This window comes from Brucella sp. 22210, from assembly GCF_052045675.1.
Lineage (GTDB): Bacteria > Pseudomonadota > Alphaproteobacteria > Rhizobiales > Rhizobiaceae > Brucella.
The window spans coordinates 270,737-290,318 of record NZ_JBQEPD010000001.1 but is presented as its reverse complement, the minus strand read 5'-3'; the positions used below and the strand labels follow the sequence as shown (position 1 = coordinate 290,318).

The window sequence follows — 19,582 nt, the reverse complement described above, 5'->3', positions numbered from 1 at the left end:
GAAGCGAAAAATCACGCCATTTGCAGGCCGCCAGAGTCGAAATATCCCAGCCCTAGACGCGCATCGGCATCAGAACATACAGCACATCTTCGTCGCCGGTGTCGCGCACCAGTGTCGGCGAACCGGCATCGGCCAGCATGAAGACAGCATCCGAACCGGAAAGCTGGCTGGTGATATCCAGCAGATATTTGGAGTTGAAGCCGATATCCAGCGGATCGGAATCATAATCCGCTGCCAGCTCGTCCGTTGCGCTGCCCGAATCGGGATTGTTGACCGTCAGCGTCAGCTGGCCATCAGCGATGGAAAGCTTGACCGCACGGCCACGCTCGCTCGAAATGGTCGAAACACGATCGACGGATGCGGCAAATTCCTGGCGCCCGATGGTGAGCTTCTTGTCATTGCCGGATGGAATGACGCGCTGGTAATCCGGGAAGGTACCGTCGATGAGCTTGGAGGTGAGCACCACGGAGCCGACCGTAAAGCGGATCTTGGCGTCCGACAGTTCCACCATTGCCACCACATCAGGCGCATCAACCAGCTTCTGCAGTTCGGCAACCGTCTTGCGTGGAATGATGATGCCCGGCATGCCTTCCGTTCCCGATGGGGCTTCCAGTTCAGCGCGGGCCAGACGGTGACCGTCGGTCGCCACAGCGCGCAGCTTCAAAGCGCCGTCGCTTTCGATAGCATGGAAGAAGATTCCGTTCAGATAATAGCGTGTTTCTTCCGTCGAGATCGCAAACTGGGTGCGGTCGATAAGGCGCTTCAGCGCCTGCGCTTCGATGCGGAAGGAATGGGTGAAGGATCCGGCCGTCAGTTCCGGGAAATCCGACTGAGGCAGGCACTGGAGGCGGAAGGACGACTTACCGGAAATAACCGACATGGAGCCGCCATCCGGATTGGTGGACAGCATGACTTCCGCGCCATCGGGCAGCTTGCGCACGATATCGTAGAGCAGATGTGCCGGGACCGTCGTCGCGCCCGCCTGCTCGACCATGGCCGCGGTTGCTTCGTTCACTTCGAGGTCGAGGTCGGTCGCCTTGAGGGCAAGGCTTGCTCCTTCGGCCTGCAAAAGCACGTTCGACAAAATCGGAATCGTGTTGCGACGCTCCACGACGCGGTGGACGTGGTTGAGAGATTTGAGAAGGTTCGATCGCTCTAGGGTAACACGCATGTTCAAACGCACTCGCTCGCTAGGACAAGGCGCTTGCATCTGACGGGCAGCGGCCCTCGTCGGTAAGGCACCAAAGGCGCCAGAAAGGTCCGTTAAAGTGGCAGATTTTTAAGGAGAAAAGCAAGCCCGGGCCGTGTCGTATTGCGACAGGGCCCGGGCTTTTTGTTGATAACCGCGGTTGATAGCGGGGAAGCTTCTGTAACACGACAGTTGCATTCTTCGTGATGCCGGGCTGCAACGAGCAATTTCCTGTGCTCCGGCGCTCACGTACCTTTAAGTATGCTCCGCTCCGGTACTCGAAAATCACCCGTTTCGCCACGGCCTGACGAATTTGCAACTGTCGTATTAATCACGCAGCCTGATCGTTGATGAGACGCTTCAGAAGCTCCAGTTCCTGTGCCAGCTTGGTGTCGGCACCCACCAGATCTTCGATCTTGCGCACGGCATGCAGCACGGTCGTATGATCGCGTCCGCCGAAGCGACGGCCAATTTCCGGCAGCGAACGCGGCGTCATCATCTTGGCGAGATACATCGCCACCTGACGCGGCTTCACGATGGTGCGGGTACGACGATTCGAAAGCAGATCCTGCTTCGAAACATTGTAATGGCGCGCCACGATGCGCTGGATTTCCTCGATGCGGATGCGCTTCGGTTCGCCTGCGCGGGTCAGATGGCCGAGCAGCTCATCCACGCGGTCAATCGACAGATTCGGCTCGAAGGACTGGCGGAACAGAAGCTGGTTGAAAGCGCCTTCCAGCTCACGGCCCGAGCCGGTGACGGTGCGGGCGACGTGCGAAATAATCTCGTCGCCAATGTTGAGGCTCGGATCTTCAACCTGTGCCGTGTTCAGACGACGACGCAGCATTTCAACGCGCATGTCGTAATCCGGTGCGGCCACTTCAAGCGCAACGCCGCCCTGAAGACGCGAACGGACGCGGACGTCGAGTGATTCCAGTTCCGACGGCGCACGATCAGCGGCAACAACGACCTGCTTGGCGCTGTCGAGCAGCGTGTTCAGGAGATGGCAGAACTCGTGCTGAATGGACTTGCCCTGCAGGAACTGCATGTCGTCGATGACCAGAAGGTCGATGTCGCGCAGCTGTTCCTTGAAGGAAAGCGCATTGTTGTCACGGATAGCGGTCGCAAAGCGCCACATGAAATATTCAGCGGTCAGATAAACGACGCGGGCCTTTTCCTGACGCTGCAGCGCTGCGGCTGCAATGGCCTGAAGAAGATGCGTCTTGCCGAGACCCACCGATGCATGAATGAAAAGCGGGTTGAAACGCACAGCGCTGGAACCGGCTTCCGCAATGGTGCGGGCGGCGGCAAGCGCCACACGATTCGATGCGCCATCGACGAAGCTGTCGAACGTGTAACGCGGATCAAGCGGCGAGCCGAGAATCGAGCCCGAAGCGGCAGCCGATTCTGCGACCACGGCAGAACCGCGCTTGTCGCCGATATGCTGACCGGCAAAGGACTGGCCGACCGGGAACATCATCTTTTCGCGCGGAGCCACGACAGGCTTGGCTTCAGCCGATTCCGTCGTTTCTGCCGGCGCTGCGCTGCGAACCACGCGGTTCATGCCGCGCACAACGACTTCGACCTTCAGGATCTGAGCGTTTTCTTCCTGCCAGAGTTCGGTCAGGAGTTCAGAATAATGATTGTTGATCCAGGAGCGCAGGAAAGCTGTCGGGACCGACAGGCGCACAATGCTCTTGGAAATATCGTCAAGTTTCAACCGGCCGAACCAGCTCGAATAGATTTCGCTGCCCACACGGGCTTTCAGCTTTGCCGTAAGGCGCTCGAAAGCCTCTTCGCTGACTGCAGCGTCCATGTTCGTCAGGCTCTTGTCATTTCCGGTAGCAGAAGATCCATGGATACGGTTCGCATGTGCATCATCACCCATCGTTGCCGTCGCCTTGCCGCTCGTCATTGCCATCGTCTCGCCTGCCTTCACATTCGTACGCGCCATTTTCCGGCGCTTGTCATTTTTTCCAGCTCGTCGTTCCAGATCTGTCGTCCTTCAACGCCGGCGGTACTCACTCATACACTCAGGCCCGCAACACCGGACCAAACACAAACTCAATCGGACCCGACAGGTCCAAACCGAAAGACTCCTTTCCGGTTACCCGCGCACGACTCATACAACTGTTCACCGAAGGCTGATTGCCCGGAACCCCTTCCACGACAACCACTCAATTGCCCGCCATCTGTCCAAAACGACTTTCCGGTTAATGGCCAGTTAATGGCCCGGTCATTGAATGATAAGCAATCACCCGAAAGAAAGAGGACCTTGGAGACCAGAAAATAGCGCTCGCGGATTCAACATCCACGCTGACATTCGACAGCAATTAGCGCTAACTCCGGGCCGGTGGCCCACCCCTCTTGATGACCTGACTTTAGCGAAGGGCCGCCGTAAAGAGCAAGCCTAGGATTGCCAGTTTTTTTTCATGAAACCCCTTGCATAGGGCAGCGCGATAGACCGGGAATCGGACGCCAGCGAATTAACACCTTTGGATTCAATGTGTTTTCTACGTGGTCAAATTAGATGGTCCTGATCTGTTCCGCCTGAAAAATAATTTTTAAAAATCTGCTTGACTCAAACGGCCTTCCGAGTCCCATCCGGCCCCTGTGGATAACTCTGCGAAATGTTACGCAAATGATTGAAATTACAATCGAAAATTACCCGGTAGTAACATTCTGAAACCTCGTAAACTTGCCTCTTCACATTGAAAAATATGCGAAAAAATTGCGACCTTACGTTGAGCAGAAAGCTGCAAGAAGCCCGAAAAAAAGAAAACCCGGCTAACAATGAGCCGGGTTTCAGAACTTGCTTATAAAAATAGGCAATAATTAGGCGTTGAGTGCCTTCACGCGCTTGGCAAGGCGAGACACCTTGCGAGCAGCAGTGTTCTTGTGCATCACGCCCTTGGTGACGGAGCGCATCAGTTCAGGCTCAGCAGCCTTGAATGCGACTTCCGCAGCCTGCTTGTCGCCGCTCAGAAGAGCGTCTTCCAGCTTGCGGATGAAAGTGCGAACGCGCGAGCGACGCGACTTGTTGATTTCGGTGCGGGCAGCGATCTTGCGCACTGCCTTCTTGGCCGAAGGAGTATTGGCCATAAATGCCTCTCTTTTTCTGTCAGCTAGCCAGGGGCTTAAACCGCCGGGCACAAAACCTCTAGGGCAGCCGAAATCCCTAGAAAACCCGGGTGGCCGCCGATCCGTGGCGGGCTTATAGATCAGCTTTGCCCTCACGTCAACGAGGATTCTGCCGCGACTATCAATCAAAAAGCCGGTTTTGCGCCTGCGCGCGGGCCTTCAAGCCCTCTGAACCAGCCTCCATCCAGCCCTGAATACCGCATCGGGCAGCGGTAACCACCGCCCGATGCGCTATCCGTCTTATCGATTCTTGAAGGATGGCGTGCGCTTGTCGACAAATGCCGCCATGCCTTCCTTCTGGTCTTCCGTCGCAAAAAGCGAATGGAACAGGCGGCGCTCATAGCGCAGTCCTTCGCTCAGCGTCATTTCATAGGTGCGGTTCACCGCTTCCTTGGCCATCAGAACCGAAGGACGCGAGAAGGACGCAATACGCTCGGCAGCCTTCAAAGTTTCTTCCAGCAGAACTTCCGGCTCGACGACCCGTGAAACGAGGCCCGAGCGCTCGGCTTCCGCCGCATCCATCATGCGGCCGGTCAGGCACATATCCATCGCCTTGGACTTGCCGACGAAACGGGTCAGGCGCTGCGAGCCGCCCATGCCCGGAATGACGCCGAGCGTGATTTCCGGCTGGCCGAACTTGGCATTGCTGCCTGCAATGATGAAGTCGCACATCATGGCCAGCTCACAGCCGCCGCCAAGCGCATAACCGGAAACGGCAGCGATGATCGGCTTGCGCGTGCGGTCCACCTTCTGCCAATCGGCGAACATGTCCTGCAGATAGGCATCGACGAAGTCGATGGACTGCATTTCCTTGATGTCGGCGCCAGCAGCAAAAGCCTTTTCAGAACCGGTCAGCACCACGGCGCCGATCTTGTCATCAGCATCGAAAATCGCGAGCGCATCCGTCAAATCATTGAGCACACCCCGATTGAGCGCATTGAGCGCCTGCGGACGATTGAGGCGGATAAGCCCGACATTGCCGCGCGTCTCGACGATGATCGTTTCATAAGCCATGGAATTCTGCTCCTCCTTCATCAGGCATCGCTATCCGGTTCACGGCCCATAAGGCCGATACCATGACAGCTTCAATTTCCGGGCGGCAAGGTGGACCGGCCATCCCCGTTTGGCAAGGTCTTATGTCTGGCAGAACGCACAGAAAAAAGTCGAACGTCCCGCCTGGACCGCGCGCTCGACGGTACCGTTGCACGCCGGGTTGCGGCATGGTTCCCCTTCCCGCCCATAGACCGAGAAGGAATGCTGGAAATAGCCAAGCGCCCCGTCGGCCTGAATGTAATCCTTCAGGCTCGACCCGCCCGCCGCAATGGCCTCGGCAATCACCGTGCGGATATCGCTGGCCAGACGCTCCATAAGCACCGCATCGCCCGCTACGGCCCCGGCTGCGCGCATGGGCGACAGACCGGAACGCCACAGCGCCTCGCAGACATAGATATTGCCGAGACCGGCAATCAGCCGCTGATCGAGAAGTGCTGCCTTGAGCGGCGTGCGCCGCCCCTGAAACAGTTCCGCCAGTATCGCTCCCGACAAAAGATTGCCGGTTGGTTCAATACCGAGACCGCTCAGAAATGGATGCGTGTCGAGCGCGCCTTTTTCCGCAAACAACATGAAGCCGAAACGGCGCGGATCATTATAGATGATGCGCGCACCTGAACCGCCGGGACGCGACAGATGAAACACCACATGGTCATGGGCGCTGTTCTTAGATCGCTCGTGATGGAAAGCGCCGGGCGTATCCCCGCCGTCTTCGGCCTCGATGCGAAACGAACCGGACATGCCGAGATGGCTGATGATGGAAAGACCGTCATCGAGATGAAGCGTCAGATATTTCGCACGGCGACCGAGCGCCTCGATCCGATGCCCGGTCAGGCGTTCCACAAAATGGTCTGGAAAAGGAAAGCGCAGATCGGGTCTGTTCTGATCGACACGTTCGATGGTTGCCCCTTCCATGAAGGGTTGCAAGCCGCGGCGAACGGTTTCTACCTCTGGCAATTCTGGCATTGAAAGCAAATCCTGAAGGGAAGGTCTGGCCTTTCCCTCTATATGTTGGGTTTTGCCCCTATTGCCAAGGGGAATACGCGAAAGAACGCTTCAGCACCCGCTACAAGGAATGGTGTTGGTATAGCGTGGAGAGAGATAATAGGTCTCGCTCATGGGAATGCTGGTCGATATCCATGAGTTGAGCGGCTTGTAGTCAAGCTCCACATCAACCTTGATAAAATAGGCGTCGGTCGCGATGAGCGCAGCGGGAAGATCGCCTTTGCTGCCAGCCAAGGCAGCGAAGTTTGCAACATTCGCACGCGACCAGTCGACCGTCACGGTATAGGTGTTCGATGATTGCGCCTTGGTGACTTTCAGGGCCGTTACCCTGATCTTCGGGCTTGTCCGACTGTAAGGCAGCAGCGATGCGCTACCAATGGCGAACATATCGTCGACGTCACTGGCCGAAACCGAAATCTGCCGCGTAACCAGATCGGCCAGGCTGCTGGCGGATCGTGACACCTTCTTGTTGACGTCGAGACCATCGGCAAGATCGGTCGAACCAAGATAAATCACGAGCAGGACCGGAGCGATCAGCGCAAATTCGACCGCGCCGACAGCGCGCCTGTCGCGCAGGAAATTTTGTAACAACCGGAATAGTGCTGTTCGCATGGCGATAAAGGTCCAGTCCGGGCCGCAACCCGATATTCGTCGTCAGTTGGGAAACGGCTCGTTCTGCCATGTCAGCGTGGAGAACAACGGCATGGTGCCGCGTTTCGCATCGGCGCTGTCGGTCAGATAGAGAATGTTGGTCAGAACCGGCCAGCGATAGAGCACATTGAGCTGGTTGATGGTCGAGGTGCCGTTGGTGCCGGTGATGCCGGTGCGCGTCAGATCGCCATCAGCAGTCAAAATGCCGGTGGTCGGCACCGTGGAAAAGCCGGAATAGGTGCCAAGATTGAACGACAGTCCCTCACAACCGGCCTTCACCATGAACTGGATCTGGTCGCAGAGCATGGTCTGGATTTTGGTCGGCGTGAGATCGCTTCCCTTGATCTGCCCGGTCTGGATCTGACGCGCGACATTCTGCGTGGCATTCCACAACACCTGTCGGGCAGTGAAATTCATACCCGTTTCGATGGTCGAAAAAACGATAAGCAGGAACGGAATGATCAGAAGTGTGAATTCGATTGCTGTCGCGCCGTCGCGCGCCCGGCCAAACAGCCGCACGCGCCGAAAGGCGGCACATAGCCACGAATATTCTTCTCCTCGCCAGTGCCGACGGGAATTCTTGAATGCCATGCCCCACCCAAACCATGCCGGTTTAAAACATGGCGTAGGAATACATCAGGACAACCTGAAAGAGTATTAACGGCACATGCGGGATTTTAGCGACAGCTCTTATTTATCGTCGCCGATCTTGGTCGAAGCTTTTTCGCAATAGGGCGTGCAAGACAAGGTCTGGACCTCTGCCCGGCGATAGACGCGGGTGGTGCCCCGCCCATTGCTGGAGACAACGAGTTCCCGATCAATGATCGGCTCGCCCTGCTTGTCCATGACAACGATATTGGTAACGCCAAAATCCTTGCCGGTCAGTACGATGGTCTGGGAATCCTGAACGACAGCGTCCGCAATAGCCGGATTGCCGATCACCACCGTATCAGCGGGGCGGGCGAGGCGAAGGATGCGTGCCCGACTTGTTTCAAGCTTGATATATTCTTCCGCATGCGCGGCCTGAACTCCGGCCGAAGACAGCATTATCGCTGCCAAGGCCAATGCCTTCCGCAACTTTTCCGAAGAGAAAAACCGACGCGCCACTCTACGACCCCCGTAATATGCCTAGCAAATAATGAAGAGGATTGGTGAAAGAAGCATTAAGCTTGCCGCAAAGCTGCCCCTTGTGCCCCATTGGAGGTGGAATTTATCAGGCAACGCTTCATTAACCCTGATTGTTAAGGGGCCTACAATGCCTGCCGACTATGCTTCAGCCATCCGAACTTGATGACGGCCATTATGGGGCAGCCGTCTTCGGAGAGGCGAAGGAGCGTACAATGCCGACATTGATGACGCGTTTTTTGAAGAACCGGGCCGGTTCCACAGCGATTGAATATGCGCTGATCGGCACGCTGGTTTCTATCGCGATCATCAGTGGTGTAGCGCTCATGGCTGGTAGTGTCGGTGAAAAATTCGACGCCGTTGCCACAAGCGTCCAGAACGCGACGAACGGTAAATAATCGGCAACGAAACTCTATCGGGGGCTTTGATGGTCATAGCAGCGCTGATGACGGCGATTTTCGTGGCAGCGATGGTCACGGCCATGATCACCGATCTCCTGTCGATGACCATTCGCAACCGGGTTTCGATTGGTCTCGCCGCCGGGTTCATCATTCTCGCACCCTTTTCCGGGCTTTCACTTGCTGATTACGGCTGGCATCTGGTGACCGGCGCGCTGATGCTCGGCATCACTTTTGCCCTCTTCTGCCTGCGCACCATGGGTGGCGGCGACGCAAAACTGATTGCCGCAACGACGCTGTGGTTCGGCTTCAATCCGGGCCTGGCGGACTATGTCGTCAAGTTCTCGATCCTGGGCGGCGTTCTCACGCTTCTCATCATTATTTATCGCCTGATACCGCGCCCGGTTTATGCTGATCGTTATGCCTTTCTGGAACGACTGTCGCGCAAGGATGTCGGGATTCCTTATGGGATCGCTTTGGGCGCCGCCGGTCTGTGGAGCTTCCCGCTCTCACCTGTCGGCCAGTCAATTCAGTCAATTTTGTTCGCTCCCGCATGATAACCGGCAACGAATTGCCCTGCGGAACTTATATTTCTTAATACGAATAAGATTATATTAACCATAATTACACGATTGCCGGTGCAATTTTGGAACACGTCGTTCGGACGTGGGGACTTGCACGGGGCACATCATGAAATCAGCTCGTCTGCTCATTCTTGGGGTAGCCGTTATCGCTGCTGGCGGTGCGGGCTATATCGCCATGAATCTGTCGGCACCGCCGCCTGCACCCGTCGTGGTTGCGCCTGAGACCCCACAGATCCAGCTGGAAGAAGTGCTTGTCGCCACGGAAAATCTCGGCGTCGGCGCTGAACTGACCTCGCAGATGCGCTGGCAATCATGGCCCAAGGAAGCGATTTCCGACGGCTACATCACTCGTTCCAGTGAGCCGGATGCAATCAACCAGCTCAATGGTGCCACCGTCAGGCTGCAACTTTTCCCCGGCGAGCCGATTCGCAAAGTGAAACTGATCGGACCGGGACAGAGCTTCCTGTCCTCGATCCTGCCGCCCGGCATGCGTGCGGTTGCGACCCAGATCAATGCCGAAAGCTCGGCGGGCGGCTTTATCCTGCCCAATGATTTCGTCGATGTCATCATGACCCGTCGCAAACCCGACAATGCCAGCAGCACGTCCATCGCGCCTTTCACGACCGAAACCGTGCTGCAAAATGTGCGCGTGCTCGCCATCGACCAGACGATTCAGGAAGACGAGCAAGGTCGCAAGGTGATGGTCGGCCAGACGGCGACACTGGAACTGACGCCCGATCAGGCGGAAATCATCACCGTTGCCCAGCAAATGGCGGACCGGCTGACACTGTCGCTGCGGTCCATGCACGACGCCGAAGACAAGGACATCAAGCAAGCCGACTATCTGGTTTCCTCTCCAACGCATAGCGGAACGGTCAAGGTCATCAAGTCCGGCAGCATTATAGAAGTAGGACCGCGCTCATGAGACAGGGAAAACGCGTGCGCCCGTATTGGACCAAATCAGCCCTTATTGCCGCAAGCCTGACGCTCGCAGCACAACCCTTCTTCGATACACCTGCCATGGCGGCGGGCGGTGTCGTCAAGGTCGGCACGCAGGGCCGCGCCCAGCAGATCAGTCTCGGTCTCAACAAATCGATCATTCTTGATTTGCCGCAGGACGCCTATGATGTCCTCGTTTCCAATCCATCCGTCGCGGATGCTGTCACGCGCACATCGCGTCGCATCTATCTGTTCGGTAAACAGGTCGGGCAGACAAATATCTTCGTCTTCGGCGCGAATGGCGAACAGATTGCTTCCATCGATATCGAAATCGAGCGCGATGTAAGCAGCCTCTCTGCACAACTGAAACGTCTCATTCCGGGCTCGGATATCCGGGTCGAGCTGATTAACGACAACGTCGTTCTGACCGGTTCGGTACAGACACCGCAGGATTCGGCACAGGCTGCAAAACTCGCAGGCCTTTTCGTGACCGGCGGTGAAGCAACGACCGGCCAGTACACATCCACCGCTTCGGCTCCGACCGATGGCGGCGGTGTTGCAATCGACAATCCCGACAGGGGGCGTCGCACCAGTGCGATCGTCAACATGCTGACCATCGTGGGTGAAGATCAGGTCACCCTGAAAGTGACCGTTGCCGAAGTCAGCCGCAACGTCATGAAGCAGCTCGGCGTCAATATGACGGGCAGCGGGACCAGCAATGGCATCTCTTATGGCGGCATTTCAGAAAGCCTGCCCGGAGCCATTGGCGATACCCTGTCAAATACTGGCTTCGGTCTCGCAACCAGCAATTTCTCTGCCTATCTGCGCGCGATGGAAACAGCAGGCGTCATGAAGACGCTGGCCGAACCGACACTGACTGCGATTTCCGGCGAAAAAGCTGCATTCAATGTGGGCGGCGAGTTTAACGTCATCAATAGCGTGACCTATGATGACGATGGCAAGCGCACCAACCAGCTGGCCAAGATCAACTATGGCATCGGACTGGAGTTCATGCCGGTGGTGCTCGGCCCGGGTCGCATCAGCCTGAAGATCAGAACATCGGTTTCCGAACCCACAACGGAAGGTTCCTCATCGGCCAACCAGGCAGACGGCCTCGGCGCGAGCATTCTGTCGCTGCGCAAACGCGTGGCAGACACCACGGTAGAGCTGCCATCAGGCGGTTCGATGATGATCGGCGGCCTGATCCGCGATGAAGTGCGCCAGTCGGTTTCCGGCTTTCCTGGTCTCACCAAGATTCCCGTCCTCGGCGCGCTGTTCCGCAGCAAGGACTTCATCCGCAACGAATCGGAACTCGTGGTTATCGTGACGCCATATCTGGCTCGCCCGGTTGCGCGGCAGGCACTTGCGCGTCCCGACGACAATCTCAATCCGGCCAGCGATGGCGCAGGTTACATTCTCGGCAAGGTCAACCGCGTTTACGGAACGATGGAGACCAAGCTGCCGCCCGGCCGTTACAACGGTGTTGTCGGGTATATCTACAAATGAGTGGGGAAACGGGCATGACAATTCGGGGCAACAGAGTTTCCATCACGCCAGTCTTGCTGGTCCTGTCGGTCGCTCTTCTGGCCGGTTGCGCCAACCGGCAGCATGTGACCGTCGGCGCATTGCCGGACGATTACCGCACCAATCATCCCATCACGATTGCCGAGCGCGAACAGGTGACCGACATTCCTGTCGGCAGCGCCGATAGCCGGCTCAACACCATGCAGCGCGGCATCATCGAGAGCGCGGTCGCCAACTACCGCTACAAGGGTTCGGGCATGGTCTATGTGCTTGTTCCTGCTGGAGCGCCCAATCAAGCCGCAGCCTATCGGTTAAGCACAGAAGTTGCGACCGCCTTGCGCAAAGGTGGCGTCAAGCAGACCAACATCGCCATTGAAAACTATCCGGTTTCATCGCCGGATGCCGCAGCGCCGATCCGCATCAGCTATTATGCGATGACGGCGGGCACGACGCCTTGCGGACGCTGGCCAGACGATATTGCGACCACGCCTGAAAACAAGCATTATGCCAATTTCGGCTGTGCATCGCAGAACAATCTCGCAGCTCAGGTTGCCAACCCCGCCGATCTTCTTGGACCACGCGTTTCTTCCCCAATTGATTCCGACCGCACGGTACAACGCCTCAACGGCAGTCAAGGCTACACGAAGATGTCGCCTGCGCGGACGGATAACTGGAAGGAATCCCGTAGCGAACAGGCAAACTATTAAGAGGGCGCCATGACAGATATCGCCTTCGAACCAGAAGCCGGCAGCGACCTTGCCGAACACCGCGCGCCGATCATGCTGGAAAATGTGCGGCCAATCCCGCGCATTTCCATCCAGGCCTTTTGTGAAAACGAAAGCGTCGCCATTCCCATCGAGCGCGCCGGTAATGACCGGCGCATGGCCAAGACCCATCTGAAAGTCTCGCCGGGTGGCATAGAGGCCGCAATCGACTTCTATCAGACGGCCTCGACGCCCAATCTGATCATCGTCGAATCGTCATCGGAACCGAATGTTCTGCTCGATGAACTCCGGCGCCTGTCGGAAGTCTGCGACCCGGGCTCCAAGGTGCTTGTCGTCGGTCATTCCAACGAGGTCTGGCTCTACCGCGAATTGCTGCGCCGCGGCGTTTCGGAATATATCGTCGCGCCCGTGTCGCTGGCCGATGTTCTGGCCATCGTCTCATCGATCTTTCTCGATCCGGGTGCCGAGCCGCTTGGACGCTCCATCGCCTTTATCGGCGCCAAGGGCGGGGTCGGCGCATCGACCATCGCTCATAATGTCGCCTGGTCGATCTCGCATCTGTTCCGGCACGATGTTGTTCTCGCCGACATGGATCTGCCTTTCGGCACGGCCAACATCAATTTCGATCAGGACCCGACGCTCGGGATAGCCGACGCCGTGTTTTCTCCGGAACGTGTGGATGAGGTCTATCTCGACCGCCTGCTGGTGCAATATGGCGAACATCTCTCGATTCTTGCCGCACCATCCAGTCTGGAGCGCACATTCGATTTTCAAGAGGATGCGTTCTCCGAAATAATCGACGTCGCCCAGCGCACCTCGCCACTGATCGTTCTCGATCTCGCGCATGGCTGGAACGGCTGGACCCGCACCACATTGATGCGGGCGGATGAAGTGGTGATCGTGGCTGCGCCCGATCTTGCCAATCTGCGCAATACGAAAAACCTGCTCGATACGCTGGCGCAATTGCGCCCGAATGATCTGAAGCCGCATCTGGTGCTCAATCAGGTCGGGGTTCCGAAGCGCCCCGAAATCGCGCTGTCGGATTTTTCCGAACCGCTCGGCATCGATCCGATTGCGGCCATCGAATTCGAGCCGCAGCTTTTCGGCAATGCCGCCAATACCGGACGCATGATCGCGGAAACCAGCCCGGAAAGCCCGGTTTCTGCAACCATCACGCATATAGCGCATGTGCTGACGGGGCGGGCGGATGTCCAGCCGCGCAAGACGAATGGCATCTCCGGTCTTCTGGGCAAATTCGCGCGCAAGACGAAGTAACGGCGGAAAATCATGTTCGGCAAAAGAGGCAACGATTCAGGAAGCAAACAGGACGGCAGCATTGCGAAAGCAATCGCGCCCCAGCCTGTGCAGCGCACGGAGCCCGTTCAGCCGTCCCGCATGCAGGCCGCCGTTCCCAACACACCAGCTAGACCCGCAGCTGCTACCAGCAGCGGACGCGAGAAGAACGAAGGTTATTACGACACCAAAGCGCAGGTTTTTTCGGCGCTGATCGATACGATCGACCTGTCGCAGCTTTCGCGCATGGCGCCCGATACGGCCCGCGAAGAAATCCGCGATATCGTCAATGATATCATTGCGATCAAGAACTTCGTCATGTCGATTGCCGAGCAGGAAGAACTGCTCGACGACATTTGCAACGACGTCCTCGGCTATGGTCCGCTGGAGCCTCTGCTCGCCCGCGACGACATTGCCGATATCATGGTCAACGGTTCGCGCCGTACCTATATCGAAGTCGACGGCATGGTGCAGGAAACGGGGATTCGTTTTCGCGACAACCAGCAACTTCTCAATATCTGCCAGCGCATTGTCAGCCAGGTCGGCAGACGCGTCGACGAATCGAGCCCGATCTGCGATGCGCGCCTGCCGGACGGCTCGCGCGTCAACGTCATCGCCTCGCCGCTGTCGCTCGACGGCCCGACACTGACCATTCGTAAATTCCGCAAGGACAAGCTGACACTCGACCAGCTGGTGCGCTTCGGTGCGATCTCCAATGCCGGTGCGGAATTGTTGCAGATCATTAGCCGCGTGCGCTGCAATGTCATCATTTCCGGTGGTACGGGTTCCGGTAAAACCACGCTGTTGAACTGCCTCACCCGCTATATCGACACGCATGAACGCATCATCACCTGCGAAGATTCCGCCGAACTGCAATTGCAGCAGCCGCATGTCGTGCGCCTCGAAACCCGCCCGCCCAATCTGGAAGGCGAAGGCGAAGTGACGATGCGCGATCTGGTCAAGAACTGCCTGCGTATGCGGCCTGAGCGAATCATCGTCGGCGAAGTGCGCGGACCCGAAGTGTTCGACCTGTTGCAGGCCATGAATACTGGCCATGACGGCTCGATGGGCACGATCCACTCCAACAGCCCGCGCGAATGCCTGAGCCGTATGGAAGCCATGATCGCCATGGGCGGCTATACGCTGCCGCAGAAGACCGTGCGTGAAATTCTGGTCAACTCGATTGATATCATCATTCAGGCAGCGCGCCTGCGTGACGGTTCGCGTCGTATCACCCATGTAACGGAAGTGGTGGGGCTGGAAGGCGACGTCATCATCACCCAGGATCTGATGCTTTACGACATCAAGGGGGAGGATGCATCCGGCCGCATTCTCGGCACGCACAGCTCGACCGGCATTGGCCGCCCGGCCTTCTGGGACCGCGCGCGCTACTACAATGAAGACAGCCGCCTCGCCTCTGTTCTCGACAGTATGGAGAGCGTCGACTGATGACCGCCTCACCCGTCAGCATTCTGATTTTCATTCTTCTGGCGGTGGTTGCCTGTGCCGCGCTGGCTTACGTGCTGTTCTACGACAGGCTGGCCAGCAAGGACCCCGCCTCGCGGCGGCTGGAAACCGTGCGCAACTATGCCGAACGCAGCGTCACCCGCAGCGAACGCGACAAGAACACCGATATTCAGAAACGCCGCAAGCAATTGCAGGACAATATCAAGGATCTTGAAGCACGGCAGAAGCAGCGCGAGAAAAATCAGAAATACCCGCCGCTGCGTATCATGCTAACGCAGGCCGGGCTGAGCATTACGCTGCGCCAATTCTATATTTATTCCGGTGCGACGGCCTTTGCCGGACTTCTGATCGGTTTTATCTTCAGTCTTCCTTTGTTGCTTCTTCCGGGCATTGCCATTGCCTGCTTTTTCGGCCTGCCCCGCTGGTTCGTACTGCAAAAACGCAAGCGTCGCCTGAAGAAGTTTCTGGAAGAATTTCCAAACGCCCTCGACGTCATTGTTCGTGCGACACGGGCAGGCCTGCCACTCAATGACGGGCTGCGTCTGATTGCCAGCGAAGCGCTGGAGCCGGTTAAAGGCGAATTCAAGAAAGTTGTTGAAGCCCAGCAGATGGGGCTTTCGATACCGGAAGCTGTTGGCAAGATGCCAGACAGCATGCCTTGCCCTGAAACCAATTTCTTCGCCATCGTGATCCAGATTCAGTCTCAGGCCGGCGGCAATCTTTCTGAAGCGCTGAACAATCTCTCCAAGGTACTGCGTGACCGCAAGAAGATGAAAGCCAAGGTCGATGCGCTGTCCATGGAAGCAAAGGCCTCTGCCGCAATCATCGGTGCGCTGCCGATCATCGTCATGGTGCTCGTCTATCTGACCAGCCCGCAATATATGACGCTGCTCTTCACCTCATCGACCGGCCATATGCTGCTGGGAATCGCTGTCGTTCTGATGGGTACCGGTATTTTCATCATGAAGAACATGATCAATTTCGATATGTGAGGCGCAGACCATGTTTTCTCTCCTCATAGAAAGACTGACAGACCCGCAATTCCTGATCGCCATGCTGATCACGATTGCGGTTTTTGCCGCCATCGTCACGGTTCTCCTGCCGATACTCAGCACCAGCATCCTGAAATCGCGCATGAAGTCGGTCGCCACCGAACGCGAGGCGATACGGTCTCGCGAGCGCGCGCGGTTGGCAGCGGAAAACGACCGGCGCAACAGCCTGCGACACCAGCAGAAGCAGGGCATTCGCGATTTCGTGGAAAGGCTGGACCTGAAAAAGGCACTGGCCGACGACAAGACGATTGCCGCGCTCAGAACCGCCGGTTTTCGCGGGCAGAACCCGCTCAACATCTTCCTGTTCATGCGTTTCGTGCTGCCTTTCGGCGCAATGACGCTGGCTGGCTTCTATATCTTCGTGCTCGGCAATATGCCGGAACATTCCTTCTTCGTCCGACTTCTAGTCTGCATTATCGCCGGTTATATCGGCTTCTATGCGCCCAATCTCTATGTTTCCAACAAGGCCGCCAAGCGCAAGCAGTCTATCCGCCGCGCCTGGCCGGATGCGCTGGATCTGATGCTGATCTGCGTGGAATCCGGCATGTCTGTCGAAGCAGCCTTTCGCAAGGTGGCAGACGAAATCGGCATACAGTCTGTGGAGCTGGCGGAAGAACTGATGCTCACCAATGCGGAACTGTCATTCCTGCCTGAACGGCGTCAGGCCTATGACAATCTCGCGATGCGCACGGGCGTCGATCAGGTGAAATCGGTATCGCAAGCACTCATTCAGGCGGAGCGCTACGGTACGCCCGTCTCGCAGGCGCTTCGAACACTTTCTCAGGAAAGCCGCGATCTGCGTATGCTGGAGGCGGAAAAGAAAGCGGCGGCCTTGCCGCCAAAACTCACCGTGCCGATGATCGTTTTCTTCCTGCCGGTGCTGTTTATTGTCATTCTCGGCCCGGCTTTCATCCAGCTTAGCGCGCAAGGCGGATTCTTCGGCGGGCACTGATCGCCACCGCCGAAAAAAGTCACAACGAAGAATGTAACTGTCGTGTCAGCCCTTCGGCTTGTCCTTGAGCATGTTCCAGGAATTCTGCTGCGCCAGCATGGAGCGCAGATAATCCGTGTTGGCTTTGGCCTGCTGCGGCGAAAGCTCCTGCGCGGCAATCGTTTCGGCTTCCTGGAAACGCCCCTGCAAGCCGACCGAAAGCGCCAGATTCTGGCGGACGCGGCTGTCTGCTCCAGGTAGCACAGATGCCTGCCGGAAATAGTTTTCCGCCGCCTTGGAATCACCGGCCAGAAGATAGGACATGCCCATATTGGAGAGGATCGACGGCTCGCCCGGCTTGATCTGCAGCGCCTTCTGATACATGGCGCGGGCCTGATCGCGGTTGCCCATCTGGTCAAGAATAGCGCCTTCGGCGGATACGAGTTTCCAGTCGGGATAGGCCGGATCTTGCGCACGGCGGATTGCATCGAGCGCGGTGTCGAACTGACCCGCACCGGCAAGTGCCTTGCCATAGGCTGCGAGAACCTGCTGATCCTTCGGATAGGTGATGACCAGCGCGCGCATGACGGCGAGAGCCTGATCGTTGCGTCCCAGACGGGTCAGGGCGCTGGCATAATTGAGCGCGGTGCCACGGTCCTTGGGATTGCGCTCATATTGCGCGCCGAGACGGCCCACCATTGCGGCAAGCTGTGCATCGTTCATGTGATCGAAAGTGGCGGCGGTTTCGACACGTCGCACCGAACCTGTGGTGGTGCGGTCTACCGTGTTGCAGCCGGTGAGGACGAGCGCTGAAAGGACAGAAGCCACGCCAAGGCGGAAACCAGCGCCGCCCATTAACCCCAAGTTGAGCATCCCGCCTCCATATGCGGCCGGACATTGCACACCGAATGCCCCAGCCCCTCAAGCCCGATTTCTCCTTCATCAATAATCCGTTAACCCTAATGATTGGTTAACGAGCCTTGCATGCGCCTGTTTCCAAACGGGGCGAAGCGTTCTATCTGTTTTCAAAACTGCCTTGATCGGCCCAATCTGCCTTGGTGAGAAAGAGTGCCATGTCTGTCGAAATCATTGCCCAAAAGTCGGAACAAAGCCGTCCAATCTGGTTTGCGAAAAAGGGAAAGCTGGAAGAAAACACGCTTCCGGCTCCTGTAACTGCCTGGGCGAAAGCCCATGATTTCGACGGAGAAGCGGGCAAGGTTCTGGTTCTGCCGGGACCGGACGGTGCGATCTCCGGCGCGCTGTTCGGCATTGGCGATGGCGTCAAGAGCGGCCAGTCGCAACTGCTTGCTGGCAAACTCGCACGCAGCTTGCCGGAAGGTGACTGGCATTTCGAAAATGCGGACGACGATACCGCGCTCGCGGCGCTCGCCTTCCTGATGGGCGGCTATAATTTTTCGCGCTACCGCAAGGCGAATGGCAAGACAATCCGCCTTGCTTTGCCGGACGGCGTGGATGAAGCCGAGACGAAGCGCATCGCCGCTGCGGTGACGCTCACGCGTGATCTGATCAACACGCCGACCAACGATATGGGCCCGGACGCACTGGAAAACGCCGCACGCGCAATGGCAAGCGAACATAAGGCGGAAATCAGCGTCACGGAAGGCGAAGCTCTTCTGGAACAAAACTTCCCGATGATCCATGCGGTCGGGCGTGCAGGCGCGATTGCGCCGCGTCTGATCGACCTCACATGGGGCAAGGAAAGCCATCCGAAGGTAACTCTGGTCGGCAAGGGTGTCTGCTTCGATACGGGTGGTCTCGATATCAAACCCGCAAACGGCATGCTGCTGATGAAAAAGGACATGGGCGGCGCTGCCAATGTGCTCGGCCTTGCCTCCATCGTCATGAGCGCGAAACTACCGGTGCGGCTGCGCGTCTTGATCCCGGCGGTTGAAAATTCGATTGCCGGAAATGCCTTCCGCCCGGGCGATGTGTTGCAAAGCCGCAAGGGACTGACCGTCGAAATCGGCAATACGGATGCCGAAGGCAGGCTGGTGCTGGCCGATGCTCTGGCACTGGCCGATGAGGAAGAGCCGGAATTGCTGATCGACATGGCGACCCTGACCGGTGCTGCACGCGTGGCGCTCGGCCCGGACCTGCCGCCATTTTTCACGCATGATGACGCATTGGCCGAAGCCATTGCCGCCAAGGCCGAGGAGACAGCCGATCCGCTCTGGCGTATGCCGCTCTGGCAGCCTTATGCGCAGAAACTGTCGTCACGCATTGCCGACATCAACAATGTCACCACCGACGGTTTTGCCGGAGCCGTGACGGCGGCCTTGTTCCTCAGCCGTTTTGTGGAAAAGGCCAAGGCGCACGTGCATTTCGATATTTTCGGCTGGGTGCCAGTGGAAAAGCCTGCGTCGCCGGTCGGCGGCGAAGCGCAGGCCATCCGTGCGCTCTATCTGTTGCTCAAGGAAAAATACGGCAAGTAAGAAGCCCGCGGCTTATAACGACAGTTGCAAATTCGTCAGGCCGTGGCGAAAAGAG

19 protein-coding genes are annotated in these 19,582 nt (G+C 57.5%); 10 read left to right on the top strand and 9 right to left on the bottom strand.

The features are described from left to right. Window positions 1–52: 52 nt before the first annotated feature. From dnaN to ACTJKP_RS01375, 8 genes are all read right to left on the bottom strand, one after another. Window positions 53–1,171 (bottom strand): DNA polymerase III subunit beta, encoded by a 1,119-nt coding sequence (dnaN, locus tag ACTJKP_RS01410; protein ID WP_078337760.1) that lies wholly within the window; start codon window positions 1,169–1,171, stop codon window positions 53–55. A gap of 349 nt (window positions 1,172–1,520) precedes the next feature. After that, complete coding sequence (dnaA, locus tag ACTJKP_RS01405; RefSeq protein ID WP_440629626.1) at window positions 1,521–3,104, bottom strand: chromosomal replication initiator protein DnaA; 1,584 nt, start codon at window positions 3,102–3,104, stop codon at window positions 1,521–1,523. 920 nt (window positions 3,105–4,024) lie between these two features. Further along, window positions 4,025–4,291 carry a 30S ribosomal protein S20 gene (gene rpsT, locus ACTJKP_RS01400; RefSeq protein ID WP_440629433.1) on the bottom strand — a complete coding sequence of 89 codons (267 nt, stop codon included), beginning with the start codon at window positions 4,289–4,291 and terminating at the stop codon, window positions 4,025–4,027. A 279-nt stretch (window positions 4,292–4,570) separates the two neighbouring features. Beyond that, window positions 4,571–5,344, bottom strand: a complete 774-nt coding sequence (locus ACTJKP_RS01395) for an enoyl-CoA hydratase (protein ID WP_440629432.1) — start codon at window positions 5,342–5,344, stop codon at window positions 4,571–4,573. 120 nt (window positions 5,345–5,464) lie between these two features. Further along, complete coding sequence (gene mutM / locus ACTJKP_RS01390; RefSeq protein WP_440629431.1) at window positions 5,465–6,346, bottom strand: bifunctional DNA-formamidopyrimidine glycosylase/DNA-(apurinic or apyrimidinic site) lyase; 882 nt, start codon at window positions 6,344–6,346, stop codon at window positions 5,465–5,467. Between the two features lie 90 nt (window positions 6,347–6,436). Then, window positions 6,437–6,997: a TadE/TadG family type IV pilus assembly protein gene (locus ACTJKP_RS01385; protein ID WP_440629430.1), complete on the bottom strand. Its 561-nt coding sequence runs from the start codon at window positions 6,995–6,997 to the stop codon at window positions 6,437–6,439. Window positions 6,998–7,039: 42 nt separating this feature from the next. Further along, window positions 7,040–7,627 carry a TadE/TadG family type IV pilus assembly protein gene (locus tag ACTJKP_RS01380; protein WP_440629429.1) on the bottom strand — a complete coding sequence of 196 codons (588 nt, stop codon included), beginning with the start codon at window positions 7,625–7,627 and terminating at the stop codon, window positions 7,040–7,042. A gap of 99 nt (window positions 7,628–7,726) precedes the next feature. Beyond that, window positions 7,727–8,083, bottom strand: coding sequence for a pilus assembly protein N-terminal domain-containing protein (locus tag ACTJKP_RS01375; RefSeq protein ID WP_078337755.1), 357 nt, complete (start codon window positions 8,081–8,083; stop codon window positions 7,727–7,729). 221 nt (window positions 8,084–8,304) lie between these two features. On the opposite strand from ACTJKP_RS01375, the gene ACTJKP_RS01370 reads away from it, so the two are divergent. From ACTJKP_RS01370 to ACTJKP_RS01330, 9 genes are all read left to right on the top strand, one after another. Then, entirely contained in the window at window positions 8,305–8,559 is a 255-nt protein-coding gene (locus ACTJKP_RS01370; RefSeq protein ID WP_440629428.1) for a Flp family type IVb pilin, read from the top strand. Window positions 8,560–8,588: 29 nt separating this feature from the next. Further along, window positions 8,589–9,116 (top strand): A24 family peptidase, encoded by a 528-nt coding sequence (locus ACTJKP_RS01365; RefSeq protein WP_440629427.1) that lies wholly within the window; start codon window positions 8,589–8,591, stop codon window positions 9,114–9,116. Window positions 9,117–9,249: 133 nt separating this feature from the next. Continuing rightward, window positions 9,250–10,068 carry a Flp pilus assembly protein CpaB gene (gene cpaB, locus ACTJKP_RS01360; protein ID WP_078337753.1) on the top strand — a complete coding sequence of 273 codons (819 nt, stop codon included), beginning with the start codon at window positions 9,250–9,252 and terminating at the stop codon, window positions 10,066–10,068. Next, entirely contained in the window at window positions 10,065–11,588 is a 1,524-nt protein-coding gene (locus ACTJKP_RS01355; protein WP_440629426.1) for a type II and III secretion system protein family protein, read from the top strand. The genes cpaB and ACTJKP_RS01355 overlap by 4 nt, the downstream gene beginning before the upstream one ends. A gap of 14 nt (window positions 11,589–11,602) precedes the next feature. Next, on the top strand, window positions 11,603–12,313 hold the full coding sequence (locus tag ACTJKP_RS01350; protein ID WP_440629425.1) for a CpaD family pilus assembly protein: 711 nt from the start codon (window positions 11,603–11,605) through the stop codon (window positions 12,311–12,313). Window positions 12,314–12,322: 9 nt separating this feature from the next. Further along, window positions 12,323–13,606 (top strand): AAA family ATPase, encoded by a 1,284-nt coding sequence (locus ACTJKP_RS01345; protein ID WP_440629424.1) that lies wholly within the window; start codon window positions 12,323–12,325, stop codon window positions 13,604–13,606. A gap of 120 nt (window positions 13,607–13,726) precedes the next feature. Further along, window positions 13,727–15,073, top strand: coding sequence for a CpaF family protein (locus ACTJKP_RS01340; protein WP_440629625.1), 1,347 nt, complete (start codon window positions 13,727–13,729; stop codon window positions 15,071–15,073). Next, complete coding sequence (locus tag ACTJKP_RS01335; RefSeq protein ID WP_440629423.1) at window positions 15,073–16,083, top strand: type II secretion system F family protein; 1,011 nt, start codon at window positions 15,073–15,075, stop codon at window positions 16,081–16,083. The genes ACTJKP_RS01340 and ACTJKP_RS01335 overlap by 1 nt, the downstream gene beginning before the upstream one ends. A 10-nt stretch (window positions 16,084–16,093) precedes the next feature. Further along, a complete protein-coding gene (locus tag ACTJKP_RS01330) occupies window positions 16,094–17,095 on the top strand; it encodes a type II secretion system F family protein (RefSeq protein WP_440629422.1) in 1,002 nt (333 codons plus the stop codon). Between the two features lie 45 nt (window positions 17,096–17,140). Here the strand turns inward: ACTJKP_RS01330 and ACTJKP_RS01325 are convergent, their stop codons facing one another. Beyond that, on the bottom strand, window positions 17,141–17,947 hold the full coding sequence (locus tag ACTJKP_RS01325) for a tetratricopeptide repeat protein (protein ID WP_440629421.1): 807 nt from the start codon (window positions 17,945–17,947) through the stop codon (window positions 17,141–17,143). A 200-nt stretch (window positions 17,948–18,147) separates the two neighbouring features. Between ACTJKP_RS01325 and ACTJKP_RS01320 the strand changes: the two genes are divergently transcribed. Beyond that, complete coding sequence (locus ACTJKP_RS01320; protein ID WP_440629420.1) at window positions 18,148–19,527, top strand: leucyl aminopeptidase family protein; 1,380 nt, start codon at window positions 18,148–18,150, stop codon at window positions 19,525–19,527. The last annotated feature ends 55 nt before the right edge of the window (window positions 19,528–19,582 follow it).

Coding starts and splice junctions, on each gene's coding strand:
- ACTJKP_RS01355 (WP_440629426.1), top strand. CDS start 10,065: ATGAGACAGGGAAAACGCGTGCGCCCGTATTGGACCAAATCAGCCCTT.
- ACTJKP_RS01395 (WP_440629432.1), bottom strand. CDS start 5,344: ATGGCTTATGAAACGATCATCGTCGAGACGCGCGGCAATGTCGGGCTT.
- ACTJKP_RS01335 (WP_440629423.1), top strand. CDS start 15,073: ATGACCGCCTCACCCGTCAGCATTCTGATTTTCATTCTTCTGGCGGTG.
- ACTJKP_RS01345 (WP_440629424.1), top strand. CDS start 12,323: ATGACAGATATCGCCTTCGAACCAGAAGCCGGCAGCGACCTTGCCGAA.
- ACTJKP_RS01330 (WP_440629422.1), top strand. CDS start 16,094: ATGTTTTCTCTCCTCATAGAAAGACTGACAGACCCGCAATTCCTGATC.
- cpaB (WP_078337753.1), top strand. CDS start 9,250: ATGAAATCAGCTCGTCTGCTCATTCTTGGGGTAGCCGTTATCGCTGCT.
- ACTJKP_RS01340 (WP_440629625.1), top strand. CDS start 13,727: ATGCAGGCCGCCGTTCCCAACACACCAGCTAGACCCGCAGCTGCTACC.
- dnaN (WP_078337760.1), bottom strand. CDS start 1,171: ATGCGTGTTACCCTAGAGCGATCGAACCTTCTCAAATCTCTCAACCAC.
- ACTJKP_RS01380 (WP_440629429.1), bottom strand. CDS start 7,627: ATGGCATTCAAGAATTCCCGTCGGCACTGGCGAGGAGAAGAATATTCG.
- ACTJKP_RS01365 (WP_440629427.1), top strand. CDS start 8,589: ATGGTCATAGCAGCGCTGATGACGGCGATTTTCGTGGCAGCGATGGTC.
- mutM (WP_440629431.1), bottom strand. CDS start 6,346: ATGCCAGAATTGCCAGAGGTAGAAACCGTTCGCCGCGGCTTGCAACCC.
- rpsT (WP_440629433.1), bottom strand. CDS start 4,291: ATGGCCAATACTCCTTCGGCCAAGAAGGCAGTGCGCAAGATCGCTGCC.
- ACTJKP_RS01385 (WP_440629430.1), bottom strand. CDS start 6,997: ATGCGAACAGCACTATTCCGGTTGTTACAAAATTTCCTGCGCGACAGG.
- ACTJKP_RS01375 (WP_078337755.1), bottom strand. CDS start 8,083: ATGCTGTCTTCGGCCGGAGTTCAGGCCGCGCATGCGGAAGAATATATC.
- ACTJKP_RS01320 (WP_440629420.1), top strand. CDS start 18,148: ATGTCTGTCGAAATCATTGCCCAAAAGTCGGAACAAAGCCGTCCAATC.
- dnaA (WP_440629626.1), bottom strand. CDS start 3,104: ATGACGAGCGGCAAGGCGACGGCAACGATGGGTGATGATGCACATGCG.
- ACTJKP_RS01350 (WP_440629425.1), top strand. CDS start 11,603: ATGACAATTCGGGGCAACAGAGTTTCCATCACGCCAGTCTTGCTGGTC.
- ACTJKP_RS01370 (WP_440629428.1), top strand. CDS start 8,305: ATGCTTCAGCCATCCGAACTTGATGACGGCCATTATGGGGCAGCCGTC.
- ACTJKP_RS01325 (WP_440629421.1), bottom strand. CDS start 17,947: ATGCTCAACTTGGGGTTAATGGGCGGCGCTGGTTTCCGCCTTGGCGTG.